Here is a 25,902-nt window from a genome sequence, read left to right on the forward strand (position 1 = left end):
CCCGCTTCGTCTATCTCATGAAATTCCATTCATCGCTTTCATATTTGCTTTCTGCAATGGCTTTCACTTCCTGCAATTGCTTTTCGGTGAGGACGTATGGCTCTAAATCGATCGAGAGTCCTTCGGCAAAACCTTTTTCAAAAGCTTCTTTCGCTTCAGGGATGGTAACCTTTCTTCCGGCAACGTCATTTATGGCCACAGCTTTATTTTTTAAGCTTTTTTGCATTCTCTCTTTAACCCTGTCATTTGAGAATTTAAATACGCTAAAGAGCTTTTCATCATCAAGTTCAAGCAAAATGGCCCCGTGCTGAAGGATGACGCCTTTTTGCCTGGTTTGAGCGCTGCCAGCGACCTTTCTGCCCTCAACGACCAGTTCATACCAGCTTGGAGCATCAAAGCAGACGGAAGACTTGGGCACTTTTAAAGCCGCTTTTTCCTGCTCGGTTCGAGGCACGGCAAAATAAGCATCCAATCCAAGATTCCTGAACCCCATTAATATCCCTTCAGAAATGACACGATATGCTTCAGTAACGGTAGTTGGCATTCCCGGATAGGATTCTGGAACGATTACGCTATAAGTCAATTCATGCTCGTGCAGTACCGCTCGTCCTCCTGTTGGTCTGCGAACAAAACCAAGACCCTGCCTTTTGACCTCTTCCATATCAATTTCCGCTTCTGCCTTTTGAAAATAACCAATCGACAATGTCGCTGGATCCCAGCCGTAAAAGCGTATGATTGGCGGAATCTCCCCTTTGCTTTGCCAGTTTAACAGTGCTTCGTCCAGCGCCATATTAAAAGCCGGTGAACAATACCCCGAATCTATAAAACCCCATTTTTCTTTAGTCATCCTTACCCCTCGTTTCAATAAACTGTTTTTTAATACCCCACAAAAAACTCACATGTAGTAGTTTAACAGACTTTAACACTCTAAAAAAGAAAGTGCTATCAAGTCGATGAAGAATTTGATGAAAATTCTTTTTGATTATTAGGTAAAGCAATTATATAATAAAGATTGTCTGTATTCGTTAAGGTAGAAGGGAGTTTTTATGTTTGGAAATATTATATACACTGCTCATCATCTTAGGAGTGGTTATTGCGTATTCACTTTTTAATTGGTACCGCCAGCGTAAAATCGTTAAAACATTAACACAGGACGAATTTATCGCTAACTACAGAAAAGTGCAGCTAATCGATGTGCGGGAACCGAATGATTTCGATAATGGTCATATCTTAGGCGCAAGAAACATCCCTATGACTCAAATGAAAACCCGCTTGGTCGAAATTAGGCCGGACAAGCCTGTATATTTGTACGCTCAAAGCGAAATCATCAGCGGCAGAGCTGCAGCCATGCTATACAAAAAGGGCTACAGGGAACTTTTTCACCTAAAGGGCGGTTTCAAAATGTGGACCGGGAAAATCAAAGCAAAGAAATAAGACCCCATCTCCGCATGGGCTCTTTTTAATTAAAAAGCCTTCATGTACATCATGCGGGCTCTAGGAAAATGAAAGTTAATTGTTGGACTTAAATGAATTCTTACATAAAGAAAAATCCCCGCCGGCAGGCAGGGATTTTTTTCGTGTAAGCTATCAATCTAGGCTTGATAACGCAGAACAGGTTTTCTTGCAGCAAGAGTTTCATCAAGCCTCTTTATAACAGTTGTATGCGGAGCTTCCTGAACGATTTCCGGGGTTTCTTCCGCTTCCTTGGCAATCTGGATCATCGCATCGATGAACGCATCCAGAGTTTCTTTTGACTCGGTTTCAGTCGGTTCTATCATCATTCCTTCTTCCACGTTCAACGGGAAGTAAATGGTTGGAGGATGATACCCGAAATCCAGCAATCTTTTGGCTATATCGAGAGTCCTTACCCCCAATTTCTTTTGCCGACGGCCGCTTAATACGAATTCGTGCTTACAATGACGATTATATGGTAAGTCAAAATAAGGTTCCAACCTACGCATCATATAATTGGCATTGATGACCGCATTCTCGGTGACGGCTTTAAGGCCATCAGGACCCATTGAACGAATGTACGTATATGCCCTCACGTTTATCCCGAAATTACCATAATAAGGTTTTACCCTACCAATGGATTGCGGACGATCATAATCAAGAACGAATTGCTCACCTTGTTTGACCACAAGCGGTTTAGGCAAGTAAGGAATCAAGTCCGACTTCACCCCTACAGGACCAGAACCCGGACCGCCGCCGCCATGCGGGCCTGTGAATGTTTTATGGAGATTTAAGTGAACCACATCAAAGCCCATGTCACCCGGACGTGCTTTTGATAGTACTGCATTCAAATTGGCTCCATCATAATAAAGCTTCCCGCCTGCGTCATGGACAAGTTGTGCCATTTCCAAAATATTTTCTTCAAACAATCCCAATGTATTAGGGTTCGTCAGCATCAAAGCCGCCGTATCAGGTCCGACAACTCGCTTTAAGTCTTCAAGGTCTACTAACCCATTTTCATCGGATTTCACTGTAATCGTTTCAAGTCCGGCAACAGTGGCCGAGGCAGGATTCGTACCATGTGCAGAATCAGGTACAATCACTTTCGTCCGTTCTGTATCGCCATTGGCTTCGTGAAAAGCGCGAATCATCATCAATCCTGTCCATTCACCGTGAGCACCTGCTGCAGGCTGTAATGTCACTTGGTCCATCCCGGTGATTTCCGTTAAGTGCTCCTGCAAATCAAATAATAGTCCCAATGCTCCCTGAACAGTAGCTGGATCTTGATATGGATGGATATGGGCGAAACCGTTGAAACGTGCCACATTTTCATTTATTTTCGGATTATATTTCATCGTGCATGAACCCAGCGGATAAAAACCCGAATCCACCCCATGATTCCGTTTGGAAAGTGCTGTATAGTGACGCATGATATCCAGTTCGGACACCTCAGGAAGCTCTGCCTCTTCTTCACGGATGTAGTCGGCAGGAAGAATTTCTTCGAGCGGAATAGTTGCAACATCCATTTCTGGCAGACTGTATCCGATTCGACCGGAAGTACTGATTTCAAAAATGAGTGATTGATCTTGATTATTCATGTTGATCCCCCAATTCCTGCGCAAGTGCATCAATTTCTTCTTTTGTTCTAAGTTCAGTCACCGCAACCAGCATATGGTCTTTCAGCTCAGGATAAACCGTCCCTAAATCGAATCCGCCGATCATCCCTTTTTCAAAAAGGTTTTTATTGATTTCTGAAAACGAAGCAGGCAGTTTAATGACAAATTCATTAAACGAAGGACCGTCGAATATCACTTCCACCCCTTTTGCCATAATTGCTTTTTTCGCATAATGCGCTTTTTGAATATTTTGCACGGCCATTTCTTTGACACCCTTTTTCCCAAGCGCGGTCATTGCAACAGAAGCTGCCAAGGCATTCAAAGCTTGATTGGAACAAATGTTGGATGTGGCTTTGTCACGGCGAATGTGCTGTTCACGAGCTTGAAGCGTCAGCACAAATCCCCTTTTTCCATTTTCATCCACAGTTTGACCGACGAGTCGGCCCGGGACTTTCCGAACAAGTTTATTAGTAACGGCAAAATATCCACAATGAGGTCCACCAAATGCCGCTGGTATGCCGAACGGCTGAGCATCCCCCGTTACGATATCTGCACCGAGTGCACCAGGCGATGTCAAAGCTCCCAATGCAAGCGGATTACTTGAAACGATAAACATGGACTTGACGCCATGAATGATTTCTTCCATTTCCTTCAATGGCTCGATACGGCCAAAAAAGTTCGGATATTGCACGATCACCCCTGCAATGTCATCATTCGCCAATTCCCTTAAAGCAGCTAAGTCCGTCACACCGTCTTTAAATGGAATTTCGATTACTTCTACACGTTGCCCTTTTGCATATGTCTTGACAACTTCTCTTGATTCAGGATGAACCGCTCCTGAAATGAGAATCTTCTTGCGTCGTGTCTGGCCTGAAGCAAGCATGGCTGCTTCAGCTAGCGCCGTCCCGCCGTCATACATGGAGGAGTTAGCCACATCCATGCCCGTCAATTCACAAATCATTGTTTGATATTCAAAAATTGCCTGAAGCTCGCCCTGTGAAATTTCAGGCTGATAGGGTGTATAAGCCGTATAAAACTCAGAACGCGATAGAACATGATCGACGATGACCGGTGCATAATGGTCATAGACACCCGCACCAAGGAAGGAAGCATAGTTTTTAAGATCCGCATTCTTGGCAGCAAGCCTTGATAATTCTTTCATTAATGCAGGTTCTGATTTAGCAGGCTTGATATCGTATTCTCCTTGAAAACGAACGCTTTCAGGGATATCGTTGAAAAGTTCTTCTGCAGTAGATGCCCCTATAACTTTCAGCATTTCTTGTTTATCTTGCTCAGTCATGGGTAAATAACGATGTTTCATCTAATGACCATTCCCCTCTATTTACGTGGTTTTTTATAAAAAGGTGTTTGTATTATAACGGCTTTCAAACGTTTGGAACGGATTTCCACTTCGACTTCCGCATCCAGCACCGAAAATTCCTTATCGATAAGTACCAATCCCACGTTTTTCTTCAACGTTGGTGATTGGGTACCAGTCGTGACCTCACCAATGACTTTGTCACCGCTGTAGACCTTATACCCATGACGTGGAATGCCACGGTCAATCATTTCAATTCCCACAAGCTTGCGGGGAGCCCCTTTCTCCTTTTGCTCAGCAAGAACGGCCTTCCCGAAAAAATCAACTTCCTTATCCACTTTTACCGCAAAACCAATACCGGCTTCTATTGGGGTGATGTCCGCTGAAAGCTCCTGCCCATACAGCGGCAGTTTCGCTTCAAAACGCAGGGTATCACGAGCACCTAAACCAATCGGCTGAACCCCCTCATCCTTTCCGGCATCCATAATCGCCTTCCAAAGGGCAGGACCATTTTTACTGTCGCTATATATCTCAAAACCATCTTCACCAGTGTATCCAGTACGGGATACCATCGTGGAGATACCGCTTATCATGACATTTTCCTTGAACTTGAAAAATCCAATGTCACTTAGGGCAGTATTTTCCGATAGTTTTTGTAATATCTTCTCTGCAGATGGTCCTTGAAGTGCCAGCTGTGTATAGTCACTCGATACATTCGTAATTTGGACATCTTCCGTTAAATTAGCTTGCAGCCAATTGAAATCTTTTTCTGTATTCGCTGCATTGACCACGAGCAGGTAATCGTCCTCAGCCCTTTTATACACAATAAGATCATCAACCGTGCCTCCGTTTTCATAACACATGGCTGTATATTGGGCACCGCCCTGTTGCAACTTTGAAATATCATTAGTCAGCATCTTCTGTAAAAAGGAAAGGCTCCCAGGACCCTTAACATCGACTTCCCCCATATGGGAAACATCGAATAACCCCGCTTTTGTACGTACGGCTTCATGTTCGTCCTTTATACCCGAAAATTGGACAGGAAGTTCCCAGCCGCCAAAATCAATCGTTTTACCTCCGTATTCACGATAAACCTCAAATAGTGGTGTTCTTTTTAAATTGGTCAAAAAATGACCCCCTTCAGATTTTTTTAAATTAATTGGCTTCATTATCAAAAGCTTCTTGTCATTACGCATCAGATATTTCCTGATTCATGATGTGAAAAAAGCACAAAAAAGGACAGAGAAAGCCCGTTTGAGCTTTTTCTCTGTCCTGAAACCTGAAAGTTTACCTATATAATAGGTTTTCCCCTTTGGTGGCCGTCCCAAAACGGGCGGCGCTCTCCAGAGTTGCGTCCAATAAGAGTTCTTTTGCCTGAGAGATTCACTGCTAAGTTTGCTCCTTCGGCGCTACATCCGTAGTCTCTCCCCTTATCTTCACCCGCATATAAATGGTCTACCAATGAAAGTAACCGAATAAGCCCCAAGCATCGGTAAAACCTTTGAGCAACATGGAATGCATTCTCTGCCAATTCTCCTAAAACTCCAGAAACCGTTTGAGTGATCTCCTTCAGTAATCTTGGATAAATTAGGAGCCTATAGCCCATACTAAGAAAACGCGAACTGCAAAATCGATGTACAAAGATTCTTTGTAGCTTTTGGAAATTGGAATTTTCTAAATATACTTATATCCTACCCTAAGAAACTTAACTCTGCAATATCTTTTGAAGAGAAATATTTTTCTTACTTCACATATGAAATGTTCGGGTTTTGACCTTTTATTAAGGAATTTATGATTTAAGAGGGAGTTATTTCTATGAAAATCAATATATCCTTCAATTCTGAATGGAATGACGAGTTTCTGCAAAAGATGGAAAATGACGGTCCATGGGGAAATTGGGAGCTTTATAAATTGGCGGTTCAAATGGAGGAAAATCTTATCATCCCTGATTTTGAAGGTTTACAGGCGCCTAAACACCTTCCGCAGTTAACCCCGCTTCCCCATCAATTGGAAGCAGCCAAGCAAGTGGTGGAAAAGATGAATGGAAAGGCCATTTTAGCTGATGAGGTAGGTCTCGGAAAAACAATTGAAGCAGGCTTGATCCTAAAAGAGTATATGATTAGAGGCCTTGTAAAAAAAGTATTGATCCTTGTTCCGGCTTCCCTTGTCACACAATGGGCTTTTGAATTGAATACCAAGTTTCATATTCCGGCAGTCGTTCAGAGAAAAAGTTATGTTTGGGAATCCTGTGATGTGGTCATTTCATCCATTGATACAGCGAAACGCGCCCCACATCGAGATATCATTTTCAATCAGGAATATGATTTCATCATTATTGATGAAGCTCATAAACTTAAAAATAATAAGACGAAGAACTATGAATTCGTCCAAAATCTGAAAAAGAAATTTTGTTTACTCCTGACAGCGACTCCGATTCAAAATAAAGTCGAGGAAATCTTTCACCTCGTTTCATTATTGAAACCAGGTCACTTGGGAAATGCCTCACTCTTTTCTGAAAAGTATAAAGGGAAAGGCCGGAACATAATTGAAGATGAACACCTAAAGGAACTGGTCAACACTGTCATGATTCGAAACCGGCGGGCCGATACTGGTATTGAATGGACAAAACGACATGTGGAAACCATCACCATTGAATTTTCTCCAACGGAACAAGCATTGTACGATGCTGTTTCAAAATTCAAGCCTATTTCGGACGGATCAAAAGGAAGCGCCTTTTCTGCTCTCACTCTCCAAAGGGAAGCATGCAGCAGCAGAGAGGCGGTCTTTTATACATTAAAGAATATGAGAAATAAATATGATCAGCCTTCCCCTGACTTTTTGGCGAAGCTTGATGATTTATTTTCTAAAGTGAATGAAACCGTTCAGAACTCCAAGGCTGAAAAAGCTTTGGAACTGATCAAGAAGATTGATGACAAAGTAATTATCTTTACCGAATACCGGGCGACTCAGCTATATCTTCAATGGTATCTACAGCAGAATGGAATTTCTTCAGTTCCTTTCCGAGGCGGTTTTAAGCGCGGAAAGAAAGACTGGATGCGAGAATTATTCCAAAAGAATATACAGGTTTTAATTGCAACCGAAGCTGGCGGGGAAGGGATAAACCTTCAGTTTTGCCATCACTTGATAAATTTTGACCTGCCATGGAACCCCATGAGGCTCGAACAGAGAATTGGACGGATTCACCGCCTTGGTCAGGAAGAAGATGTGATGATTTATAACTTTGCCACGAAAAATACAGTAGAAGAACATATTCTGAAGTTGCTATACGAAAAAATTAATTTATTTGAAAAAGTAATTGGTGAATTGGATGATATTCTAACCAAACTGGATATTAACAACATTGAAGAATATTTAATTGATGTGGTCGGCGAGTCCAAAACAGAGGGAGAAATGAAAATCAAGATGGATAATTTTTCATCGTTAATCCAATTCGCACAATCAATGAAGGAAGGTGAGGTACATGCAGCAACAGGAAATTCATGATTTTTTATTAACTTACTTTAAAGCCAATGATTGTGAAATACTGGATAATACACCAAACCACCTTACAGTCCAATTGACAATCGAAATGGATAAAGAATTAATGAACAGACCCTTTTATTGGCACTATCTCGAAAAAACAGGTGGCGTTCCGAACCCGGCCCAGATGACGTTCATTACCGATCCCGAACAAGCTCCATCCGACTTAAAGGGAGAAATGATTCATTTTGGCTCCCCCCGCCTTCATCAAATTGTACAATCAACCAAAAAGCTTGCAGGGTATACTAGACTTTTTGAGGATACTCCTCCATCAAAAGGCGGAAATAATCCTTTGTTTCCTTGGCTGACCCTGAATGTGAAAATATCCTATCAATGCGACCGTAAAAAAGATACCTTCATGTCGATCGGATTGAATTTAATCTCGGGTGAAATCATGGAAGGGTTTCACCGTCGGGTTTTACCGATTAAGGTCACCCCAAAAATACCGGATTACTCCTTTACGCTTTCACCGCTCATCATGCCCAAGAGTGGATTGGCAAGACTGGATACATACATAAGAACCAGTTTCGAGGATGATGATCATACCTGGGCGGAGGAAGCAATGCTGCGCTGGCAGAATGACTTAAATTTATTGGAGCATTTTTACAAGGATATGGACGAAAAAAGTGAGAGCTATTTTACCGAAAAAGAAGCCTTAAAAGCTCAATATGAACCCAACATCCGAATATCCATCATCAACGGAGGATTATTTTACCTTTCAGATAGGGCGTTGGGATAAGTAAAGAACGATAAAAAAACAGATGTCCTAAGTTCGGACATCTGTTTTACTTTTTGATATTTTTCCTTACGAACATCGACAAAGCAAAAGGGACAATGCCAAACCAATGGGACATTCCATGATTTTTATCCTCTTTTCTATGACGGCGCTTTTCTTTTCGTTCTTTTTTCGTCAGATTAAAATACTCGACAAGCTGCTGCGTCAGATATTTAATATAAGCGTTTGTAGACATATAAAATCATCACCCTATGCAAAGTATGCCCGGTTTACGCTACTTTTATTCCTGCGCTTTTTCCCTAAACACACGTAAACCTGTCGTTTTCCGTTTAAAAGAGTGTTGATTTTTCGTTTTACACAGCCTGCTTTTCCAACCATTCTTTCACTTTCCCCGCTTCTTTATCGTATTGAATGATGACCCTGCCCTCACGGTCATTTTTAGTCGTGGCAGAAAACTCGATATAGACATAAGGACCTTCTTGCTTCATTAAGGAATACCGCACCTCACCATTGGGATATGAAATTTCCCCCTCGATGATTTTTGGGATCTCGTCGCCCCACTCTGCCGTCACATCCTTGATGGCCAGATGGACAAGATGGTCGGCCACAAGCGATTCTTCCACTTCTTTATAAAACTTTTTATCAATGATAAACTGATCGATCATTAGTATCGTGAACATGATGAAAACACTCGCTACAATCATGACCATCGGGAAAACGACTCCTTTTTGATTATTCATCGACTTTCGTAACATTCCTAAAGAAAGGATGAAATCTTCGACTGAAAGTAGTCCCTGCTTTATCCGTAATATTTATAACAATGACACTGCCATCCTTCTCAACCCGGAATTTCGAAATGTTCTGCAAGATGACCTCATGCCCCATACCATTCACTCGTCTTCGGACCTTATCTTCATATTGTTCAAACGATGATAATTGTTCACCTGTAAGCAAATATAATTTATTTTCCATTACATCCTGAACTTTGGAACTCCGGACCTCCTGCTTCATTTGCATGGTAAAGACCTCCCACTCTTTAGGATGCAATTTATCAACGGACCCCATCTGGGTGTTAATGATTGAAAAAAGCTGTAGAACAAAAAGGGACGTCGTCATTAAAATCATTAAAGAAAAAAGCATTTCGATCATCGTAAAGCCATCATTTTTTCGCAGCATCACAAATGGATTCCAGATTGCCCGATTCATCTTCATAACGTACACACCCTTCAATCATTCCCGGAAAATCCCCATGGTCCTTCCAAACCAATTCATAGGATCTTTTTTTGTATATGATTTCCTGACCAACTGCTTGTATCTCCCCTTCCATGAACGCCGTCAATCTTTCATATAATAAATGGTGGGCTTCTGTCCTTACGGCAATATCTTTCCGATGCGTCAATAACTCTTCAAGAATTGGTAAAATGGCAAGGACCAGGAATATACAAACGGAAAATGCGGCTATCAGCTCAAGGTAAACGTAACCTTTACAATTTCTCAATCCTGAACCTCCCTTTACCGATATTGAGGACCAACTTGTACTTTCCCTTTGAGGTGTCAATCATAATCGTTCCGGCTTTTGAAGCATTTCCATACTGATTAAAATGAAAGCTGAACCCCAAAGTACCACTTAAAAACTGTATATCCTTTGGGATGCTTCTCTCTAGAACGATCCCCTCCTTATAAGACGAAACGGTATAAACCTTTTTGGTATTATCAATATGGAGGTAAATCAAACTCTCATGACTGATGGCATACTGTTGTGCATAGAAAAGATCTTCATGGAATTGAGAAAGGAATAGCCTATTTTCCATTCCTTTAGTGAAGCTAGGATATAGATTAGGGCCGATGGAAATCAGAAGTACAAAAATAACGAGGACAATAAGGGTTTCAGATAGTGTATACCCCCCATTGGAATGCCGTATATTCACTTCTCTCCTACTCAACGACCGTTATCTTTCCTTTACTATCCAAACTAATATCATCCCCATTAGGACAGGATGTCTGTTTGAGGTAGCCTTGACTTTCCAATTCACTGATACTTCCGGGCAGTTTAGCATTGTCGATCTCATAAGCCTGTACCTGTGCTTGGGCCATCTTCACGAATGCTTCACATCCTTTAGACTGGATTGTGGATTGGTTCTTCGTAATATTGGGGATTGTTATAATCAAAAGGATGGAAATTACCAGTAAAACAATAAGCATTTCAATTAGTGTAAAACCACGTTCATTCATCACTTTCTTCAACATATCTTCATGCTCCTGAAACCATCTGAATACCAGATGAATTTCGAGCATTTTCACCTCCAGAATACAAAAGTAAAATCCTATATACCTTCGAGCAGTGAGAACATCGGCAGCAAAACTGCCAAATAAATGGATACAATCAAAAGACCTATAAATGAGAACATAAGAGGCTGAATGATTTTCAAGATTGCATTCATTCTCTCTTCAATTTTCTCCAGTAAAAAACGACTGTAATGAAGCAGCTCCGCATCAAGTCTGCCGTATTTTTGACCATTTGCAGCGACCACCGGTAAATTCCCATCAAAATATGGGAGCTCCCGAAAAATCATTTCAAGTGATCTGCCCTCGATCAAATCATCCTTAATGATATTGCATAGTTTTTGGTAAAAAGGCTGCTGTTGATTTATCGAGAATAATTTGATGCTATCGTTTATCGATAGCCCTCCGGAAAGTAAGCCACTGAATTGGCTAGCAAAAAAATAAGTTTCGTATAATTTGATGAAGGTCCCGAATATCGGAATTCTCATCAAAATCCTTCGCTGCCTTAATGGGCACAATCCGTTAAACCAAAATCGTTTGAGTATATACAAGAATAGGAGCAACCCGAGTAAAAAGAAGGGGAGTGCTGGAAGAATGAATGTGGAGGCTGCCATTAATTTTAAGAGTGTGTGCTGATCGACATCCATCGTGAAATAGATTGTCTGGAATTTGGGCAGAAGAACACTCTGAAGAATATAAAAAACGATGCTTACAAAAAAGACTAAGAATACGGGATACACCATTAACTTTTTTACTTTATCCATATCCTCGGTTCTTTTCTTCCAATATCGCCCTCCTTCTTTCAACGCCCGTTCCAGGTCGCCATATTGTTCTCCATAAAATATATAACTTACAAGCTGTGGATGAAAACCAAGATGGGTCAGCACCATGTGCAACGGGTAACCGTTCCTTAAATCGGCTTTAGCCTGAGTGAAGTCTTCCGCTTTCTTCTTTGATTCCTGAAACTCAAGAAAATGTAAAGCGTCCGCCAAAGGATAACCATGATTCAATAATTCACCTAGCTTCGAAATAAAGACCGCCTGCTCTTTTACCTTCCATTTACTTTTTGGTTTCATGGTATACCAGCCGTTCATATTCCCCGGAATCCACATAGCCCATCGCAACCGCTTTTCCGATTTCATCCTTCAATTGGCGGTAGCTGACCGTTGCCTTTCCTTTTTCATCTCCCATTATCCGGAGAACATCAGCCAGGCTTTTTCCATATAGCAATTCATATACACTTGCCCTTTTATTCCTGGCAGTCATTTTGCAACCTAAATCACAGTCCCCTTTACATGGAAGACATCGCAACTCAACCAGCCGCTGTGCTGTCACGCCAATTAAACTCTGTTCAACCTCAAGCAAGCTGACACCAAACTCCAGTAACCTGGAGATGGCGCCCTGGGCGTCCCTTGTATGCATGGTTGTTAGTATCAAATGACCGGTTAATGCGGCACGCACTGCGATTTTTGCAGTTTCTGCATCCCTGATTTCCCCAACCATGATCACGTCAGGGTCATGCCTCAGGACAGCTTTTAGACCAACAGAATACGTAATCCCCGCCTTTTCATTGATTTGGACTTGCAATACCTTTTGGGATACATTTTCAATGGGATCTTCAAGTGTAATAATATTTCGATTGATCATCTCATGCGCATGGTGAAGCAGGGAATATAGTGTCGTGGTTTTTCCACTGCCGGTCGGGCCGGTAAATATGAGCATGCCATGGGAATGCTTCAGGAGAGCAATCAATTTTTGAACGGTGCTTGGAAATAAGGATAACTGTTCGAGAGGAAGGATATTCTGTTGGGGTATTAAGCGGATGACCAAACTTTCGAGATGGGCAGTCGGTAAAGTGGAAAGGCGGAGTCCGACCACCTGGTTGGCCAAATTGATGGTGATGGCACCACTCTGGGGCCTCCTTTTCTCCCCTATATCCATCGAGGCAAGGAACTTCAAATGAGCGATCAGCCTCTCTGCTTCAAAGAATGATAATGTTTCTTTTGGAACAAGCTTATTATCTATCCTGAATTGGATGAGAGGACCCTCCTTGCGAAAAAAAATGTGGATATCCGATGCCGATTCCTGTACAGCACGGGTCAGTATTTTTTCTGCGGTCTTTTCAATCGATATCAATTCATTCATCACCTCCTATGATTCTTGTTGTATGGATTCGACAATCCACGACAAATTCCTGCTTCAGAATAAAAAAAATTCCCGAAAAAACTTCGAGAATCGTCTCACATGCTCATTTTCAAATCAATCTTATGGGAAACCAAATTCCTTAATGCGTCTACATTATGACCAATCACCAGTTTTTCCCCGTCTATGAGGATGGGTCTTCTTAATAACTTCGGTTCCTTTGTTAATAATTGGATTACATCAGAAAGCATCATTTCGTCAATATTAACTTGTAAGTCTTTGTAAGCTTCACTTCTTGTTGCTAAGACTTCATCAAGGCCTTCCGATGTCAATTCAAGAATTCTTTTTAACTCTGCTACAGTTGGAGTTTCTCTGAATAAATGCCGCTCATCGAAGGAAACTTGATTGGCCCTTAACCATTTTTTTGTTTTGCGGCAAGATGTACAACTTGGATACGAAAAGAAAGTTAACTGTGCCATACTAATCACTCCCCGTTCACATTTTGTATACATTAATAACCTATATAACTATTGTATAATATTTGTACAATCATTGTATAGATTTTTGCTTTATTAAACGGTTTTAATTGTGAACTTTTTTTAAACTAAAGGGAGTTTGCCCTTTCTCTTATTCCATTTTTTTATGCCTGCATTATAATGAACATAGGAAAACTATGGAATAGCAGGAGGGTGTAATGGAACAAACGTTAAAAATAACAAACGTGTTAGCTGATCCCACCAGATATTATATATATCAGCATATTGTGAACAACCATGGTGATGTATCGGTACAGCAAATCGCCGATTCATTTAACATCCATCCAAATGTTGCCCGTCTACATTTGTCAAAACTTGAGGATATCGATATGTTGACATCGGATGCCCGAAAGACCGGGAAAGGCGGTCGCCCCAGCAGACTTTATCGACTATCCGATAAAGTCATTCAGCTTCATTTTCCATATAGGAATTATCAGCTGCTTTCAAGGATCGCTATCCAGACGATGATGACATTAGGGGAACAAGGAAAACAGGCTCTTTACGAAACGGGAAAAGTATTCGGGGAGGAATTGATCAATCAGCAACTAGCCCTGAACTCGACGACGATCGATCGACTTGCTTTTGCGGAAAAAGTCAACATGCTTAAAAATGCGGCTACCATCGCAGGGTTATCTCCTGAAATACAAGCAAGCGAAGAAGAAAATAAAATATACTTCCGTATCTTCAATTGCCCGTTTAAGGAAGTTACTGAAGTGGAGCCAGGAACAATCTGCTCCATGCATAATTCATTTTTAAAAGGTATGTTCGAAGCCTTGTTTGAGAATGTCAATATTGTGGAATTAGAAAATATGATGTCCAATTGTGCAACATGCTCTTACCAGGCTTCGGTTCTCACATAGAAACAAAAGGCATCCTTTACATTACCTTACAATTTCATTTATAATTATTTAGAATGTACACGTCTAGACATAAGGAGGGATTCGGGTGGAACGCATGTTCAGAGTATGTGGATTTTGGACAGGAATTATGGCAATTTTCTTTTATCTTGGCCATATGCATCAAACGTCTTTGCTTTTCTTTGCACAAACGATCTTTTTTGTACTTTTAAGTTATTTGAAATTATCTGAGCGCATGTATATTTATGTTTTCGGCGCCTATCTTACCGTTTTCTTTGCAGGATTTTCCTACTGGAGCGTATTTATGATGACTCCGGGTGCTGCGCATTAAGAACAAGCAATATTACATAACCCATGAATTTTGGATTCATGGGTTTTTACTTGTCACCATTCAGGAAATATTCTTACATCTTCTGCTAAATTCCTCGATTGAAGCAACACTTTGAAATGTTCACTAAATCCCCCTGGAACGATTAGCCCTCGAATTGCACGATTACGCTTTGCCGTTTTCGAGAATGGATCAGTTCCTTGATGATCCTTCAATTCCTCTAATATCCCTGCTTTAAGCAAAAATTCATTTTGAAGAAAAAGCCCCTGATTGGAAAGATCCTTTCTTTTTCCAATCTCGATTAATGTGTCAAAATGGATATGTGTCGTCAAATCCATATCACCAGGATACATAAGTGCATCTTTAATCATTTGATGCTGATAATAGCCCCTCAAGCTCCCTTGAAGATGAGCTGGCTCCTTCCATTCCCTATCGGTATAGCCATAATCAATTGTAAGGAGAATGCCCGATTCGATACTGGAAACGATCTTCTCATATTCACGGACCATTTTTAATGGAACTTCATATCGTTGTTTTTCATTTAAGGTGATAGATCGTTCAGTAAGGTAAGATAGAATGTCAGGGTTGTCCAAAGGTTCCCTCTCTTCTACCAAATCGCCTTCCTTTTCAGTGACGAATACCTCTACCAGGGCCCCCTTATACTTTTCAATGACATGTACAGGCAACGCGTCGAAAAGTTCATTTGAAAAGACGATTCCATTTACATTCGTCCATTTTTCTAAACTGGCAGCAGAAACTGCCTGTTTGAACATCCCTATACGTTCCTGCTGAATCTTTCTATGAAATGGACTGCCATCCACAAGGATATAAGTCAGAGAGTCCCATATCTGCGGTTCCATTTCTTTTATGAAAACGAGGATGTCATAAGCCAGCTTACCGTCCCCTGCACCGACCTCGATGATTCGTGGTGATACTCCACACCTTTTTATCAAATAAACGAACCATCTGGCCAGTGATCTCCCAAATGCATCCCCAACATTGCCAGACGTATAAAAATCCCCTCTTGAGCCAATCTTCTCTTTTGCGCGTGCATAGTAGCCTATATTTGGCGTATATAAAACAGCATCCATATAGTCATGATAGGAGATTCTTTTTTGGTGGCTTCCTGCAATCAATTCCTTCAAGTGATTTTCCAACACAATGCCTCCGTCTCCATGATCTTCCATCATATTGAAAAATTAAGCTATCCTTTTTCTTTATAAAACTAGGTGCGCTGACATGAATAAGTTTTTTTTTCGCCAATCATACTCAAAACCAAATTTTAAAGATCACAAAAAATTTTCAACTTACAGTCATAAGAGTGCATCCTTACAAAATGAATATTTCCAACAAGTGTTAATATATGCCACTTAACTTCAGAGCAGAATCAGAAAAGTCATGCACACTAGGGAAGACCCCGGTTTTTTATATTCAGTATAGTTCCGGAAATGAATCATTTCAATATTTTTACATAATTAAGAAGCAGGTGCCATATGGCACCTGCAAAAGTCATTATCTCAAAAAGGGATTGGTATTCTTTTCATCTAGAATGGTCGTGACAGGCCCATGACCAGGAAAAACGATAGCATCATCAGTAAGTGTCAGCAACTTCGTTTCAATGCTATTTAACAGCACTGCCTCGCTTCCGCCTATTAAATCGGTTCTGCCAACGCTTCCTTGGAACAAGACGTCCCCTGAAAAGAGAAGACGTTGCTCCTTCGCATAATACGAAACGCTCCCTGGTGAGTGTCCGGGGGTTTCGAATACTTCGAAAGTGAATCCTCCAATAGTAAGTTCTTGCTCATTTGCTAGGATGTGATCGGCAGGCTTCATGCGCATTGGATTTTCAGGGAACCAGTTTTGGGAACCATTCAATGCGGGATCAAGTAGCCACTTGGCCTCTTTTTCATGAATATATGCCGGTATCCCATAATGATCCCGAATAGCATCAAGAGCACCGATGTGGTCAAAATGTGCATGTGTTAATAAAATCGCCAAAGGCTTTAATTTTTTTGTTTGTATGTACTGTATGATTTTCTGAGGCTCTTCACCCGGATCGAAAATGATGCAATCCTGTCCATCGGAAACTACATAACAATTCGTTTGCAGCGGGCCTAGAGGAATTTGTGTCCATTTCATTTCCATCAACTCCAATATGATTTTCTATCTTCATCTTACACTAATTAAGCTGCTAATGTTAATCCAGATTACTCAAGTCATAGAAGTGTCACCTTTTAAACCTCGACAAATAATTGAAAAAATATTAAGATATTAACAAATGCAATCTTTTCTACATATTTTTGGTAGTTGCTTTATTCTCTGGGTATATTATTAGGGATTAGGTATTCATTACGAAAAAGGGGGTTTTGACATGATATTAATGGTTGTTTTCGGACTTGTGGCTATTTTAGCAGTAGCAGCTGTGTTTACCTCATTAAAAAAGAGAAACTTCTTAGGATTCATTTTTGCAGCCGGCAGTGCAGTCGTGTTTGGCTGGTTCACTGTAATGACTGTCATCAACAGCGGTTTTCCTGTTGCCCATTGAAGAAAAAAGCTCGCCATCTGGCGAGCTTTTGTTTTAGGTCATCATGTTTGTTTGAACAATCTTTGTATTTGATGGGTTTTCATATCAATGATTTTCTCAAATTGATATCCATATAAGCAGAAGTTGCCATCAAGCGAACAGCTTAATGGTTCATTTTCCATGTCCTTCATCAATTCTTCTTGTGTGCCTTTTTCCCAATTAAATTTAGTTAAGGTAAACCTTCCCTCATATTGGTCCGCATCTTTTGATTCATTAGGAATAAACGTTATGAATTCCTTGTTTTTTTCAATGAAATCATAGGATGGAATCACCCAATCTGAAAAGCTTTTCAATAGTGGCACGGAAAAAGAGTGGATCGGCTTGTTTGTTTGATCATAAAATGCATATGTACCCCGATCTTGTTTTTCTGTCTCCACTTGAATCGTCATCAGCGCTTGTTTCATTTTTTTAAAGTGAATGACATCGAGCATAAGGCTGTCAGCTCCATCCTCATTCAGCGCTTTTTTTTCTAGGGGAGCCGTCAAAGCAGGTTCTTCCCTGTCCCAATCGAGAAACATCAATTCATTTTCACTTGCCCATTGAGCAAAGGGCTGCGGAAAGTCCAATGTTTCCATTGTTTGTTCATCTGGGTTCAACATATAACTGTTGTATGTCCAATCTTCATAAAAACTCGATAAAAACAACCGGCCATCTTTATATGAATTCCACTCATAAGCTAATTCATAGGCTGGTATCGCCACTGAATACAGTGGATTTCCCGTTTTATCAAGTATGGTGATTGATGCTTTACCCGAAGAGGTGAAGGACGATAACAAAATATGCGTACCAGACGGACTGATCGATACTTCAGAAAACGCAAAAGCCGGCTGATAGAATACGGAAGTATCATTCGTTTCCAAATTCCATGCCATCAACTGGGATAATTCATTACCATCCCGCTTAACAGAATATAAAATGGTTTTAGAATCCAGCCATCCAAAAATGGCTTCGATTTTTTCCAATTCTGCAGTCGGGACCTTTAAATTGCTTACTGAAGTTTCCAGGTTAGATTGGGAGTGTTCTTTTTCCGTATCATTTACGGGTTTACTAAGGTCCTTGGAAGGCTCACAAGCCGAGATAAGAAGGATAGTGGAGATAAATAATGGGACGAAACACAACATCTTACAAATGGAAAGCCGCATACAAAGTGCCGCTTTGGATACTTTAATCCCCACACACCTCCCACTTCAAAACTAAAAAACGCCTGGCATTTGTGAGCAAGACATTAGAAAGAGAGTAAGGAATAAACCAATCGAATCCTTACTCTCTTTCATTATAAAGTAAAAAAGAGAAAATGTGGCGGATAATTATCTTATATTTTTTTGGAAGTATATTCCTTATGGGGATGCATCACATATATAGACCTGCCATCAAAATCTTGACAGAATCTTTATATATACCAGGCAAATGGGATAGCGGAAGCGGATTGATGCCTTTTCCCAGTTCGATTGTGAATCCGCCGCGTTTGAATTCCTGAATGAACCAATCTTTATACCCAGCATGGCTGTCAACGTATTGTACGGCCCGATATCCGCTGCGCTCCTCAAACTCCCTCGCAACATTGGCTGCCTGTTCAGGTTCATGTCCCTCATATCCCCAATAGAATTCTTTTCCCTGGGTGTGAAGTGCAAGCACTCTTTCAAAATTCCGTCTTATTGCCAGCTCCTTCATGGCCAATGCTTCTGGTTCTGATAACGCGGTCTCTCCTGGAAAATCTCTCGGGGCAGGCGTTTTTGGAATCTTTCTACGCTTTTCTATCTCCCAATTGGCAGGATATTGATTATTCAGATCTACACCGCGGATATTGGCTTTCCAAGCATAAAAGGCAGGATTACCATTATTTATTTTTAAAACATCAACCTTCCCCTCTGCCGCCTCCTCCCCCTTTAGGACAAGCTCGACTCCATCCGGATTCACCATTGGAACTATCGAAATGGTCATATCCCGATAGAAGGGCATACAATCCATTCCGCATAGTGTACGATCATTCGTTACTGCCAGCAGAAAATCATTCAGCCATTTCATCAAAACCGTCGAAGTGATCCATTCATTGGCATGGAATGAACCGTTATAATGTATGATCTTTTCACCTTGACCGATTCTTACCTCAAGGAGTTCTTTTCCCAACACACTCCTCCCGATCGATTCAACCTTAATAAAGGGATAATGAAAAGATAGAATATCAAGATCGTCAAGAAGTGATTGATATCCATAGGGCTTGTCGGTGACAATCATGGGATTCATCACCCGGACAGGTACAGAAAAAGGTTTTTGTCCATCTTGATTCAACAATAATATCCCATCGATGGGCAGGTGATATTGTAAAGCGATTTCGGAAAAATCGATATCTAACCGGGACTCTTCCTGAACAATGTATCCAGGTATCTGTACTTCCACGCCAATTGGAAAAACACCGCCAGTAATGGCGGGATTGGCATCCTCTATCAAAACCCGAGGAATTTGGAACAATTGACTGTAATATGCCAAATCATCCCCGCTTCTGCTTACAACTTTCATTCTGCTCCGCCCCTTTCATTGTTTTATCTTTATGAATCGAAAGACAGAAAGATGTTCAGGAAGTCTCACGTGTTTCATAATTGTATGGGTACTGATTCTCCTGAAATAAACAAAAAAACCTGGATTGCGCCAGGTTTCTTTTTCAATGTTGCTCATAAAATCGGAGCAAATCCCCGTAAATGATTTTGTCGGAGTAATCAAGCTCCTGCTTTGCCTTTTCCAAATACTTCTCACATGAATCCTTTTCAGTCGCCACTCCGGTCTTTTTATCATAGCAGGTATCCATCGTATATAGATATTCCTTCGTGATGAAACTGCTATCGCGAAGAACGGTGAATTCTAATTTCTCTTCAGAAAATAGATCTTTGCCGAATTCGATATAATCATCATTTTCAATTCCCAATAAATGAAGGAGAGTCGGCCTTACATCAATTTGGCCGGAAACGGTGGAAATCGTTTTTCCTTCCTGCCCTGGGACATGTATGATGAGCGGGACACGCTGTAGTTGGATGGATTCGAAAGGCGTGATTTCCTTCCCAAGGAACTGGCTCATGGCAGAGTTGTGATTTTCCGAAATTCCATAATGGTCTCCATATAGTACAATAATGGAATCCTCATATAATCCATCACGTTTCAAATCGCCGATAAATCGTTCCAAGGCTTCATCCGTATAACGCACGGTCGGAAAATACTGATTCAATGTTTTGGAATTCGAACCGTATGGTTCCAATGTTCGGTCTTCTTCATTCAAAGTGAATGGAAAATGATTGGTTAGCGTTATGAACTTGGCATAAAAAGGCTCAGGCATCCTCTTCAAGTGAGAGATTGATTGCTTGAAGAACGATTTATCATTCAAACCCCAATTGATGGAGTTCCCTTCAGAGATTTTGTATTCATCACTATCATAAAACCGTTGGTACCCAAGAGAATCGTACATTATGTCACGATTCCAAAAGCTCTTATTATTGGCATGCAAGGAGGCCGTATAGTAACCTTTTTCCGTTAAGATTTCGGGGGTGGCTTTGTATTCATTTTGCGCATGAGTGAAAAATACTGCACCTCTACCTAAAGGATAGAGAGAATTCTCAATAATGAATTCTGAATCAGATGTTTTCCCCTGACCAGTTTGGTGATAAAAGTTATTGAAATAATAGCTCTCTTTAATGAATTGGTTCAGAAAAGGAGTGATTTCTTCACCGTTGACCGTTTTATTGATGACAAAGCTTTGAGTGGATTCCAATGAAACAAGAATCACATTTTTGCCTTTTGCCAGACCATAAAGGTCATCATTAGCCTCTTTTTGATTGGCACGGACATAATTTTCAATTTCCGACAATTCACTGCCATCCGCAAGGGCACGTTGAGCTGATGATTTCGTCTGTAATATTGCATCATAGAGGTGATAATGGTATGTACCGATATTCTTAACGAGGATTTCACGGTCAAACGTTCTTGTCAGGAGTTCAGGACGCGCCGCTTCCGCTAAAGCTAAGTTAAAAAATGTCACTCCTAAAGCCATTAACAAAAAGAATTTACGGTCTTGGGGATTGTATCGACTTTCTTGGAATGTTTTTGGTTTATATTTCAGCAGAAGCATCAAGAACAGGATATCGGCAAAATACAAAAGGTCACTCGGATTGATCAATTCATGTACACTGCTTCCAAGGTCGTTCATATTGCTCGTTTGAAACAGAACGGGAATGGTTAAAAAGTCATTGAAAAAGCGAAAAAAAACAAGGTTGGCAAAGAGAACGAAGGTGATGAAAAAACTCATGATCAATAAGTATGCAGTCCTTCTATTTTCTTTTAAAAATATATTAACGCCAAGAGTAAGTAAAAGGAAACTGACAGGATTAATGAATAGTATGAACTCCTGGATCCAATTATCAATATCTATCTCAAAACTTGTTTTATAAGCAATATATGTTTTAAGCCAAAGTGAAATTAATACGACCCAAAACAATGAATATCCCTGTTTTTTGAAGACCCTTTTCAAATCCTGGTCCCTCCTCATCGAAGAAGCGCTGGAGCTATTGATCCAGAGCGCCTCAATCATGGGTCATGGTTCTCTCCCCCTATACAAAAGCAGGAACGATAGCCCCCACCCCTCAAAACGGGGAACTTTTTGAAGATTCCATCTTTTTTTCTTATACCCCTGTTTGCCACAGGGCAGCAAGGGATTACGTATTCAGTTGGCTTTTAATGAGCCAGGCTGCACCTATTACCCCTGCATCATTGCCTAGTGTGGCCAGGCTGATTTTCGTTGATTTACTAACCCGTTTGAATGCATACTTTCCGAAGGCAGAACGGACAGGATCAAGCAAAATGTCTCCCGCTTGTGAAACGCCCCCACCAATGACTATTTTATCTGGATTCATGACATTCCCAACATGTGATAGTGCCAGCCCCAAGTAATTGCCTACCTTATCTACCACAGCTTTGGATAAAGGATCACCTGCTGCAGCGCATTGGAATAACAGTTTGGAAGTAACCGAATTTCCCTCTTCGACTTTCTGCTGAAGCATTGACTTTTCATCGGCGGCATTCAAGGCTTCTAAAGCCATACGGACGATTCCCGTTGCCGAAGCAACCGTTTCCAAACAACCAGTCTTGCCGCAATTGCATGGTGCCCCTCCGTCCGTTACGACCGTTATATGCCCTACTTCTCCAGCAGCCCCACTGGTACCATGCACGATTTGCCCATTATGGATGATCCCGCCGCCTACACCCGTTCCTAGAGTTATACAAACGAGGTCTTTGGCACCATTACCGGCACCTTTCCACATTTCTCCCAAAGCTGCCATATTGGCATCATTATCGATAACTGCTGGAAGAGATGTCTCCACCTCCAATAAATCTTTTAACGGATAGTCCTTCCAGCCAAGATTGACGGCTTCATATATGGAACCGTTAACAAATTTCACAGGGCCGGGAGCCCCCATACCTATCCCTACTATCTTACTCTTCGGTTCATTAAGTTCAACGAGCTTCGCATCAATTGCTTTGGCTATGTTAATCGTAATGAATTTTCCCTTTTCGGAGATGTCCGTGCTGATTTCCCATTTATGAATAATCTCTCCGTATAAATTGATCAGAGCAAGTTTGGTAGTTGTACCGCCTAAATCCACACCCATTAGCCACTTTTCCATCATTCTCACCCTTTTTATCAATTTTTTTTCTGTTTTTCCCTTTCAAGTGACAATTGCTGCCTAATTAAAAGGAGTGCCATTTGATAATCTTTCGTATCCATCATCTGCATACGGTGGATTTCCCTTATTTCGGCTTCCATCAGTTCAAGCTCGGCTAAGCGATCACCAATATAGATAAATGTACCGAATCTTTTCAAGTATTGTTGAAGATCATAATATGTTTTCATAGTAAACCTCTTTACTCTTTTCTATATGAAAGTATATCGAATCAGCCTCTTTGTAACAAGCGCCCATTACCTCTTTTGATAATTTCCCCCATCCCCCTCATACATGTCCAACTGTATTCATATGATGAAATATCAAGATTGTGGACTCTTTCGATTTGATTTAGCAGCTTAATGTTTTTAAACCATTCATCACGCGTGAAAACGGAGGGGAAAAATGAAAGTACAATTGAAGTATACCGTCTTTTTGGTCTTAACCACCATTTTTGTCATCCTTTATTTATCAAATCATAAACAGACAGAGGAAACCATCATTTTTTTTCCCATCGATTCCTCGCTCCATTTTGAACATGCTTCCACCCGCCTGACTCCGAAGGCTATCGGGGATTCCACCTATACCATCACTTGGAGGGTGGATTCTTCGTTGGACCGGCCTGCTTACTTACGTCAGGACGTATCGCTTTTATACAAAAATGGAAAATTGACAGGAGCTTTAAAAAATTGGCGCCAAAATAAACAAGACCTCTCTCAAAAAGCGAAATCTAAAGAATCCGAGAGTGGGCGCTATGAAGCGGTAACGTTTCATTATGCCGAGGTTCATCCGAGTGACACAATTTTCACCAGTGCCCAGCAGCTCAGTAAAGATAAACTCTATACAGTTACGACACCGGTTTTTCAATTTTTCCACCGTCCCCTTTCAGAAGAACAGATTCAATGGAAAAAAACGCTGGACGGTTTGACAGATCAAACGGTTCGAAATGGTTTGGAAAAAGCCGGTCAAGCATTTCAGCTTGATCTGGATCAGTACAAAATCATCTCTTTAACAGATTTGCCCGCAAAGAAAAATCAATGGCTTGCTGCCTTCCCCCAATTCAAACGGGAAGAAATTGTGGGAAAACTGTGGGAAGGACTTTACAAAAATTATGTGTTGGGAATAAAAAAGGAGGATGGATCCACTGTGAGTCCACAAGGTAGCACCATCCCCCTATTGCTTATGGCGAAGAATCAAAGTGAAATACTTGTCTTGTTTACCCTGAAAGACGGTACCCCAATCATGCTGCGTCAAAAGTTATAGTTGCTTGTCAATTTCCGCCAGCAGTTTAGTGTAAGACTTATTATCCGGGGCAAGCTCAATAGCCTTATCAGCTTGCTCCTTAGCTTGATCGAGTGAATCTAGATTCATGTAAACTAAGGCAAGGTTGTAATGGGCTTCATGCAAGTCCGGATTACTTTCAATCGCTTTTTCATAATAATCCCTAGCTTTGTAAATGTCCTTTTTATCATAAGATAAATTTCCTAGCATAAAAAGCGATAGCGGTGCATCAGGATTTGCATCAACATAATTGAGTAACATCTCTTCCGCTTTATCCTCTTCATCATCATCAATATACTTTTGGGCCACCATGGCCATGGTATTATCATCTATGGCTGCACTTTCCTGATGATTGAAACCAAATTGAAGCAGGGCATTGGTCAGTATTGCCGTCCCTAACAGAAAAGCTAGCTGCCGAAAGATATTCTTGGATTTTGGCAGATGTACCACTCCTGCAGCCAAGAACCCTCCGATCAAACCTCCGATATGCCCTGCATTGTCAATTCCCGAAACGGTGAAACCGTATATTAAGTTAATGATGATCAATACGATCACCGATGAACCCATCGAGCGCATGAATAATTTCGGATAGACGATGCCAAAGTACAGAAGTGCCCCAAAACAGCCAAAAATGGCTCCGCTCGCTCCTGCGGAAAGATTCGGGGTCATGATGAAGCTGCCTAGAGTTCCAGCGAAACCAGCGAATATATAGATGAAAAGGAACCTGGCATTACCGTAAATCCTTTCAACTTCAGCACCGATCAAATACAATGAAAATGTATTCATCAGTAAATGAATGAACCCAATATGGACGATCATCGGTGTAAAGAACCGCCACCATTCCCCTTGTATGATATAAGGGGAAAATTTAGCGCCAAACTCAATCAAAGTTTTGGAATTGGTGCTGCCCCCGTTAAACTCCATCAAGATGAACACAGCTATTTGTATCGCCATGAATATATATGTAAAAAATGGCTTATTGGCATTTTGAAATACCTTCTGCTCAGCCTTAGCCTTTTTGACTGACTCCGAGATGGCGTCCTTCTTTACTGCGAGAACCTTTTCCTCATCTATTTCATTTTCTTCAAGAATTTGAATTGAAAGTGGTTTTTTCAACACATGTTCAAGTTTTTGCAACGAATCATGAACGTTTTCACAAGTTAGAAGAAACGTGTTAACATTCGTTTTATTAAAAGAGGCCACCCGTGAACTAAAGTCATGATCATCCACCGGGGCGAATTTACTAACATAGATACTTAATATGTTTATGGGCTTTTTGTATAATTTCCTTCTGATTCTTTCCCCATTCTGCAATGTTCGTTCGATATCGCGTTTCAGCCAATTAGCCCAATCCAAATCATGCCGAATGAGCCTTATGACTGGAAACTCTTTATTCTTATCACTCTCAAGCCAAATCTCCTGATGGTTTTCCGTGACAGTGATCATTCGATAATCATAATGGGCAGACAGCTCCCTTATGGTTTCCCAAAACAAATAATCCTCTTTAAATCCCAATGCCTTCCCTAC

The 25,902-nt window shown here is 41.0% G+C and carries 28 protein-coding genes and 1 riboswitch; of the genes, 7 read left to right on the forward strand and 21 right to left on the reverse strand.

The window, feature by feature from the left end:
- Positions 1-10 precede the first annotated feature (10 nt).
- The gene (locus tag NYE63_RS18925) at positions 11-847 is read right to left on the reverse strand and encodes a biotin/lipoate A/B protein ligase family protein (RefSeq protein WP_342602274.1); all 837 of its coding nucleotides are present in this window, start codon (positions 845-847) and stop codon (positions 11-13) included.
- Positions 848-1,050: 203 nt separating this feature from the next.
- On the opposite strand from NYE63_RS18925, the gene NYE63_RS18930 reads away from it, so the two are divergent.
- Positions 1,051-1,434, forward strand: coding sequence for a rhodanese-like domain-containing protein (locus NYE63_RS18930; protein ID WP_076365383.1), 384 nt, complete (start codon positions 1,051-1,053; stop codon positions 1,432-1,434).
- A 158-nt stretch (positions 1,435-1,592) separates the two neighbouring features.
- Here the strand turns inward: NYE63_RS18930 and gcvPB are convergent, their stop codons facing one another.
- The 3 genes from gcvPB to gcvT are packed head-to-tail and all read right to left on the reverse strand — an operon-like array spanning position 1,593 to position 5,555.
- Positions 1,593-3,050 (reverse strand): aminomethyl-transferring glycine dehydrogenase subunit GcvPB, encoded by a 1,458-nt coding sequence (gene gcvPB, locus NYE63_RS18935; protein ID WP_076365381.1) that lies wholly within the window; start codon positions 3,048-3,050, stop codon positions 1,593-1,595.
- Positions 3,043-4,389 carry an aminomethyl-transferring glycine dehydrogenase subunit GcvPA gene (gene gcvPA, locus NYE63_RS18940; RefSeq protein WP_342602275.1) on the reverse strand — a complete coding sequence of 449 codons (1,347 nt, stop codon included), beginning with the start codon at positions 4,387-4,389 and terminating at the stop codon, positions 3,043-3,045. Before gcvPA ends, gcvPB begins: the two co-directional genes overlap by 8 nt.
- A 17-nt stretch (positions 4,390-4,406) precedes the next feature.
- On the reverse strand, positions 4,407-5,555 hold the full coding sequence (gcvT, locus tag NYE63_RS18945; protein WP_342602276.1) for a glycine cleavage system aminomethyltransferase GcvT: 1,149 nt from the start codon (positions 5,553-5,555) through the stop codon (positions 4,407-4,409).
- A gap of 183 nt (positions 5,556-5,738) precedes the next feature.
- Positions 5,739-5,826: riboswitch (glycine riboswitch) on the reverse strand.
- A gap of 375 nt (positions 5,827-6,201) precedes the next feature.
- On the opposite strand from gcvT, the gene NYE63_RS18950 reads away from it, so the two are divergent.
- Together NYE63_RS18950 and NYE63_RS18955 are read left to right on the forward strand one after the other, a co-directional pair.
- The gene (locus NYE63_RS18950; RefSeq protein WP_342602277.1) at positions 6,202-7,890 is read left to right on the forward strand and encodes an SNF2-related protein; all 1,689 of its coding nucleotides are present in this window, start codon (positions 6,202-6,204) and stop codon (positions 7,888-7,890) included.
- Entirely contained in the window at positions 7,868-8,665 is a 798-nt protein-coding gene (locus NYE63_RS18955) for a YqhG family protein (RefSeq protein WP_342602278.1), read from the forward strand. Before NYE63_RS18950 ends, NYE63_RS18955 begins: the two co-directional genes overlap by 23 nt.
- Before the next feature lie 46 nt (positions 8,666-8,711).
- Here the strand turns inward: NYE63_RS18955 and NYE63_RS18960 are convergent, their stop codons facing one another.
- From NYE63_RS18960 to NYE63_RS19000, 9 genes are all read right to left on the reverse strand, one after another.
- On the reverse strand, positions 8,712-8,897 hold the full coding sequence (locus NYE63_RS18960) for a YqzE family protein (RefSeq protein ID WP_063233067.1): 186 nt from the start codon (positions 8,895-8,897) through the stop codon (positions 8,712-8,714).
- 118 nt (positions 8,898-9,015) lie between these two features.
- Entirely contained in the window at positions 9,016-9,402 is a 387-nt protein-coding gene (gene comGG, locus NYE63_RS18965) for a competence type IV pilus minor pilin ComGG (protein ID WP_342602279.1), read from the reverse strand.
- Positions 9,395-9,874 (reverse strand): competence type IV pilus minor pilin ComGF, encoded by a 480-nt coding sequence (gene comGF, locus NYE63_RS18970; protein WP_342602280.1) that lies wholly within the window; start codon positions 9,872-9,874, stop codon positions 9,395-9,397. Before comGF ends, comGG begins: the two co-directional genes overlap by 8 nt.
- Positions 9,822-10,160 (reverse strand): hypothetical protein, encoded by a 339-nt coding sequence (locus tag NYE63_RS18975; RefSeq protein WP_342602281.1) that lies wholly within the window; start codon positions 10,158-10,160, stop codon positions 9,822-9,824. Before NYE63_RS18975 ends, comGF begins: the two co-directional genes overlap by 53 nt.
- Positions 10,147-10,590 carry a competence type IV pilus minor pilin ComGD gene (comGD, locus tag NYE63_RS18980; RefSeq protein ID WP_342602282.1) on the reverse strand — a complete coding sequence of 148 codons (444 nt, stop codon included), beginning with the start codon at positions 10,588-10,590 and terminating at the stop codon, positions 10,147-10,149. Before comGD ends, NYE63_RS18975 begins: the two co-directional genes overlap by 14 nt.
- 7 nt (positions 10,591-10,597) lie before the next feature.
- Positions 10,598-10,909: a competence type IV pilus major pilin ComGC gene (gene comGC / locus NYE63_RS18985; protein ID WP_342605824.1), complete on the reverse strand. Its 312-nt coding sequence runs from the start codon at positions 10,907-10,909 to the stop codon at positions 10,598-10,600.
- A gap of 77 nt (positions 10,910-10,986) precedes the next feature.
- Positions 10,987-12,021 carry a competence type IV pilus assembly protein ComGB gene (comGB, locus tag NYE63_RS18990; protein ID WP_342602283.1) on the reverse strand — a complete coding sequence of 345 codons (1,035 nt, stop codon included), beginning with the start codon at positions 12,019-12,021 and terminating at the stop codon, positions 10,987-10,989.
- Entirely contained in the window at positions 12,005-13,081 is a 1,077-nt protein-coding gene (comGA, locus tag NYE63_RS18995; protein WP_342605825.1) for a competence type IV pilus ATPase ComGA, read from the reverse strand. The genes comGB and comGA overlap by 17 nt, the downstream gene beginning before the upstream one ends.
- A 104-nt stretch (positions 13,082-13,185) precedes the next feature.
- Positions 13,186-13,566, reverse strand: a complete 381-nt coding sequence (locus NYE63_RS19000; RefSeq protein WP_342602284.1) for a Spx/MgsR family RNA polymerase-binding regulatory protein — start codon at positions 13,564-13,566, stop codon at positions 13,186-13,188.
- A gap of 215 nt (positions 13,567-13,781) precedes the next feature.
- Between NYE63_RS19000 and NYE63_RS19005 the strand changes: the two genes are divergently transcribed.
- Both NYE63_RS19005 and NYE63_RS19010 read left to right on the forward strand, forming a co-directional pair.
- The gene (locus NYE63_RS19005) at positions 13,782-14,483 is read left to right on the forward strand and encodes a helix-turn-helix domain-containing protein (RefSeq protein ID WP_342602285.1); all 702 of its coding nucleotides are present in this window, start codon (positions 13,782-13,784) and stop codon (positions 14,481-14,483) included.
- Positions 14,484-14,568: 85 nt separating this feature from the next.
- Complete coding sequence (locus NYE63_RS19010; RefSeq protein WP_034308393.1) at positions 14,569-14,811, forward strand: DUF2626 domain-containing protein; 243 nt, start codon at positions 14,569-14,571, stop codon at positions 14,809-14,811.
- 53 nt (positions 14,812-14,864) lie between these two features.
- Here NYE63_RS19010 and NYE63_RS19015 read toward each other — a convergent pair whose 3' ends face one another.
- Both NYE63_RS19015 and NYE63_RS19020 read right to left on the reverse strand, forming a co-directional pair.
- A complete protein-coding gene (locus tag NYE63_RS19015; protein WP_342602286.1) occupies positions 14,865-15,965 on the reverse strand; it encodes an SAM-dependent methyltransferase in 1,101 nt (366 codons plus the stop codon).
- Between the two features lie 355 nt (positions 15,966-16,320).
- On the reverse strand, positions 16,321-16,947 hold the full coding sequence (locus tag NYE63_RS19020) for an MBL fold metallo-hydrolase (RefSeq protein WP_342602287.1): 627 nt from the start codon (positions 16,945-16,947) through the stop codon (positions 16,321-16,323).
- 232 nt (positions 16,948-17,179) lie between these two features.
- Here NYE63_RS19020 and NYE63_RS19025 point away from each other — a divergent pair, with 232 nt between their 5' ends.
- Positions 17,180-17,353, forward strand: coding sequence for a DUF2759 domain-containing protein (locus tag NYE63_RS19025; RefSeq protein WP_342602288.1), 174 nt, complete (start codon positions 17,180-17,182; stop codon positions 17,351-17,353).
- A 41-nt stretch (positions 17,354-17,394) separates the two neighbouring features.
- Here the strand turns inward: NYE63_RS19025 and NYE63_RS19030 are convergent, their stop codons facing one another.
- The 5 genes from NYE63_RS19030 to NYE63_RS19050 all read right to left on the reverse strand — a co-directional run bounded on the left by NYE63_RS19030 (position 17,395) and on the right by NYE63_RS19050 (position 23,285).
- Complete coding sequence (locus NYE63_RS19030) at positions 17,395-18,567, reverse strand: hypothetical protein (RefSeq protein WP_342602289.1); 1,173 nt, start codon at positions 18,565-18,567, stop codon at positions 17,395-17,397.
- Between the two features lie 175 nt (positions 18,568-18,742).
- The gene (locus NYE63_RS19035; RefSeq protein WP_342602290.1) at positions 18,743-19,909 is read right to left on the reverse strand and encodes a M14 family metallocarboxypeptidase; all 1,167 of its coding nucleotides are present in this window, start codon (positions 19,907-19,909) and stop codon (positions 18,743-18,745) included.
- Between the two features lie 142 nt (positions 19,910-20,051).
- Positions 20,052-21,923: an LTA synthase family protein gene (locus NYE63_RS19040; protein ID WP_342605826.1), complete on the reverse strand. Its 1,872-nt coding sequence runs from the start codon at positions 21,921-21,923 to the stop codon at positions 20,052-20,054.
- A gap of 166 nt (positions 21,924-22,089) precedes the next feature.
- Positions 22,090-23,061: an ROK family glucokinase gene (locus NYE63_RS19045; protein WP_342602291.1), complete on the reverse strand. Its 972-nt coding sequence runs from the start codon at positions 23,059-23,061 to the stop codon at positions 22,090-22,092.
- Between the two features lie 14 nt (positions 23,062-23,075).
- Positions 23,076-23,285, reverse strand: coding sequence for a YqgQ family protein (locus tag NYE63_RS19050; RefSeq protein ID WP_342602292.1), 210 nt, complete (start codon positions 23,283-23,285; stop codon positions 23,076-23,078).
- A gap of 214 nt (positions 23,286-23,499) precedes the next feature.
- Here NYE63_RS19050 and NYE63_RS19055 point away from each other — a divergent pair, with 214 nt between their 5' ends.
- Positions 23,500-24,357, forward strand: a complete 858-nt coding sequence (locus tag NYE63_RS19055; RefSeq protein WP_342602293.1) for a hypothetical protein — start codon at positions 23,500-23,502, stop codon at positions 24,355-24,357.
- On the opposite strand, the gene NYE63_RS19060 is transcribed toward NYE63_RS19055, so the two are convergent.
- Complete coding sequence (locus NYE63_RS19060; RefSeq protein WP_342602294.1) at positions 24,352-25,890, reverse strand: rhomboid family intramembrane serine protease; 1,539 nt, start codon at positions 25,888-25,890, stop codon at positions 24,352-24,354. The genes NYE63_RS19055 and NYE63_RS19060 overlap by 6 nt on opposite strands.
- Positions 25,891-25,902: the final 12 nt, after the last annotated feature.

The sequence above is a fragment of the Peribacillus sp. FSL E2-0159 genome, assembly GCF_038643155.1.
GTDB lineage: Bacteria > Bacillota > Bacilli > Bacillales > DSM-1321 > Peribacillus > Peribacillus simplex.

What these genes read in the sequence shown, in the direction of transcription:
- NYE63_RS18925 (WP_342602274.1), bottom strand. Translation starts at nt 847, where the DNA reads ATGACTAAAGAAAAATGGGGTTTTATAGATTCGGGGTATTGTTCACCG.
- gcvPB (WP_076365381.1), bottom strand. Translation starts at nt 3,050, where the DNA reads ATGAATAATCAAGATCAATCACTCATTTTTGAAATCAGTACTTCCGGT.
- gcvPA (WP_342602275.1), bottom strand. Translation starts at nt 4,389, where the DNA reads ATGAAACATCGTTATTTACCCATGACTGAGCAAGATAAACAAGAAATG.
- gcvT (WP_342602276.1), bottom strand. Translation starts at nt 5,555, where the DNA reads ATGAAGCCAATTAATTTAAAAAAATCTGAAGGGGGTCATTTTTTGACC.
- NYE63_RS18950 (WP_342602277.1), top strand. Translation starts at nt 6,202, where the DNA reads ATGAAAATCAATATATCCTTCAATTCTGAATGGAATGACGAGTTTCTG.
- NYE63_RS18955 (WP_342602278.1), top strand. Translation starts at nt 7,868, where the DNA reads ATGCAGCAACAGGAAATTCATGATTTTTTATTAACTTACTTTAAAGCC.
- NYE63_RS18960 (WP_063233067.1), bottom strand. Translation starts at nt 8,897, where the DNA reads ATGTCTACAAACGCTTATATTAAATATCTGACGCAGCAGCTTGTCGAG.
- comGG (WP_342602279.1), bottom strand. Translation starts at nt 9,402, where the DNA reads ATGAATAATCAAAAAGGAGTCGTTTTCCCGATGGTCATGATTGTAGCG.
- comGF (WP_342602280.1), bottom strand. Translation starts at nt 9,874, where the DNA reads ATGAAGATGAATCGGGCAATCTGGAATCCATTTGTGATGCTGCGAAAA.
- comGC (WP_342605824.1), bottom strand. Translation starts at nt 10,909, where the DNA reads ATGTTGAAGAAAGTGATGAATGAACGTGGTTTTACACTAATTGAAATG.
- comGB (WP_342602283.1), bottom strand. Translation starts at nt 12,021, where the DNA reads ATGAAACCAAAAAGTAAATGGAAGGTAAAAGAGCAGGCGGTCTTTATT.
- NYE63_RS19000 (WP_342602284.1), bottom strand. Translation starts at nt 13,566, where the DNA reads ATGGCACAGTTAACTTTCTTTTCGTATCCAAGTTGTACATCTTGCCGC.
- NYE63_RS19005 (WP_342602285.1), top strand. Translation starts at nt 13,782, where the DNA reads ATGGAACAAACGTTAAAAATAACAAACGTGTTAGCTGATCCCACCAGA.
- NYE63_RS19020 (WP_342602287.1), bottom strand. Translation starts at nt 16,947, where the DNA reads ATGAAATGGACACAAATTCCTCTAGGCCCGCTGCAAACGAATTGTTAT.
- NYE63_RS19025 (WP_342602288.1), top strand. Translation starts at nt 17,180, where the DNA reads ATGATATTAATGGTTGTTTTCGGACTTGTGGCTATTTTAGCAGTAGCA.
- NYE63_RS19035 (WP_342602290.1), bottom strand. Translation starts at nt 19,909, where the DNA reads ATGAAAGTTGTAAGCAGAAGCGGGGATGATTTGGCATATTACAGTCAA.
- NYE63_RS19040 (WP_342605826.1), bottom strand. Translation starts at nt 21,923, where the DNA reads ATGAGGAGGGACCAGGATTTGAAAAGGGTCTTCAAAAAACAGGGATAT.
- NYE63_RS19045 (WP_342602291.1), bottom strand. Translation starts at nt 23,061, where the DNA reads ATGATGGAAAAGTGGCTAATGGGTGTGGATTTAGGCGGTACAACTACC.
- NYE63_RS19050 (WP_342602292.1), bottom strand. Translation starts at nt 23,285, where the DNA reads ATGAAAACATATTATGATCTTCAACAATACTTGAAAAGATTCGGTACA.
- NYE63_RS19055 (WP_342602293.1), top strand. Translation starts at nt 23,500, where the DNA reads ATGAAAGTACAATTGAAGTATACCGTCTTTTTGGTCTTAACCACCATT.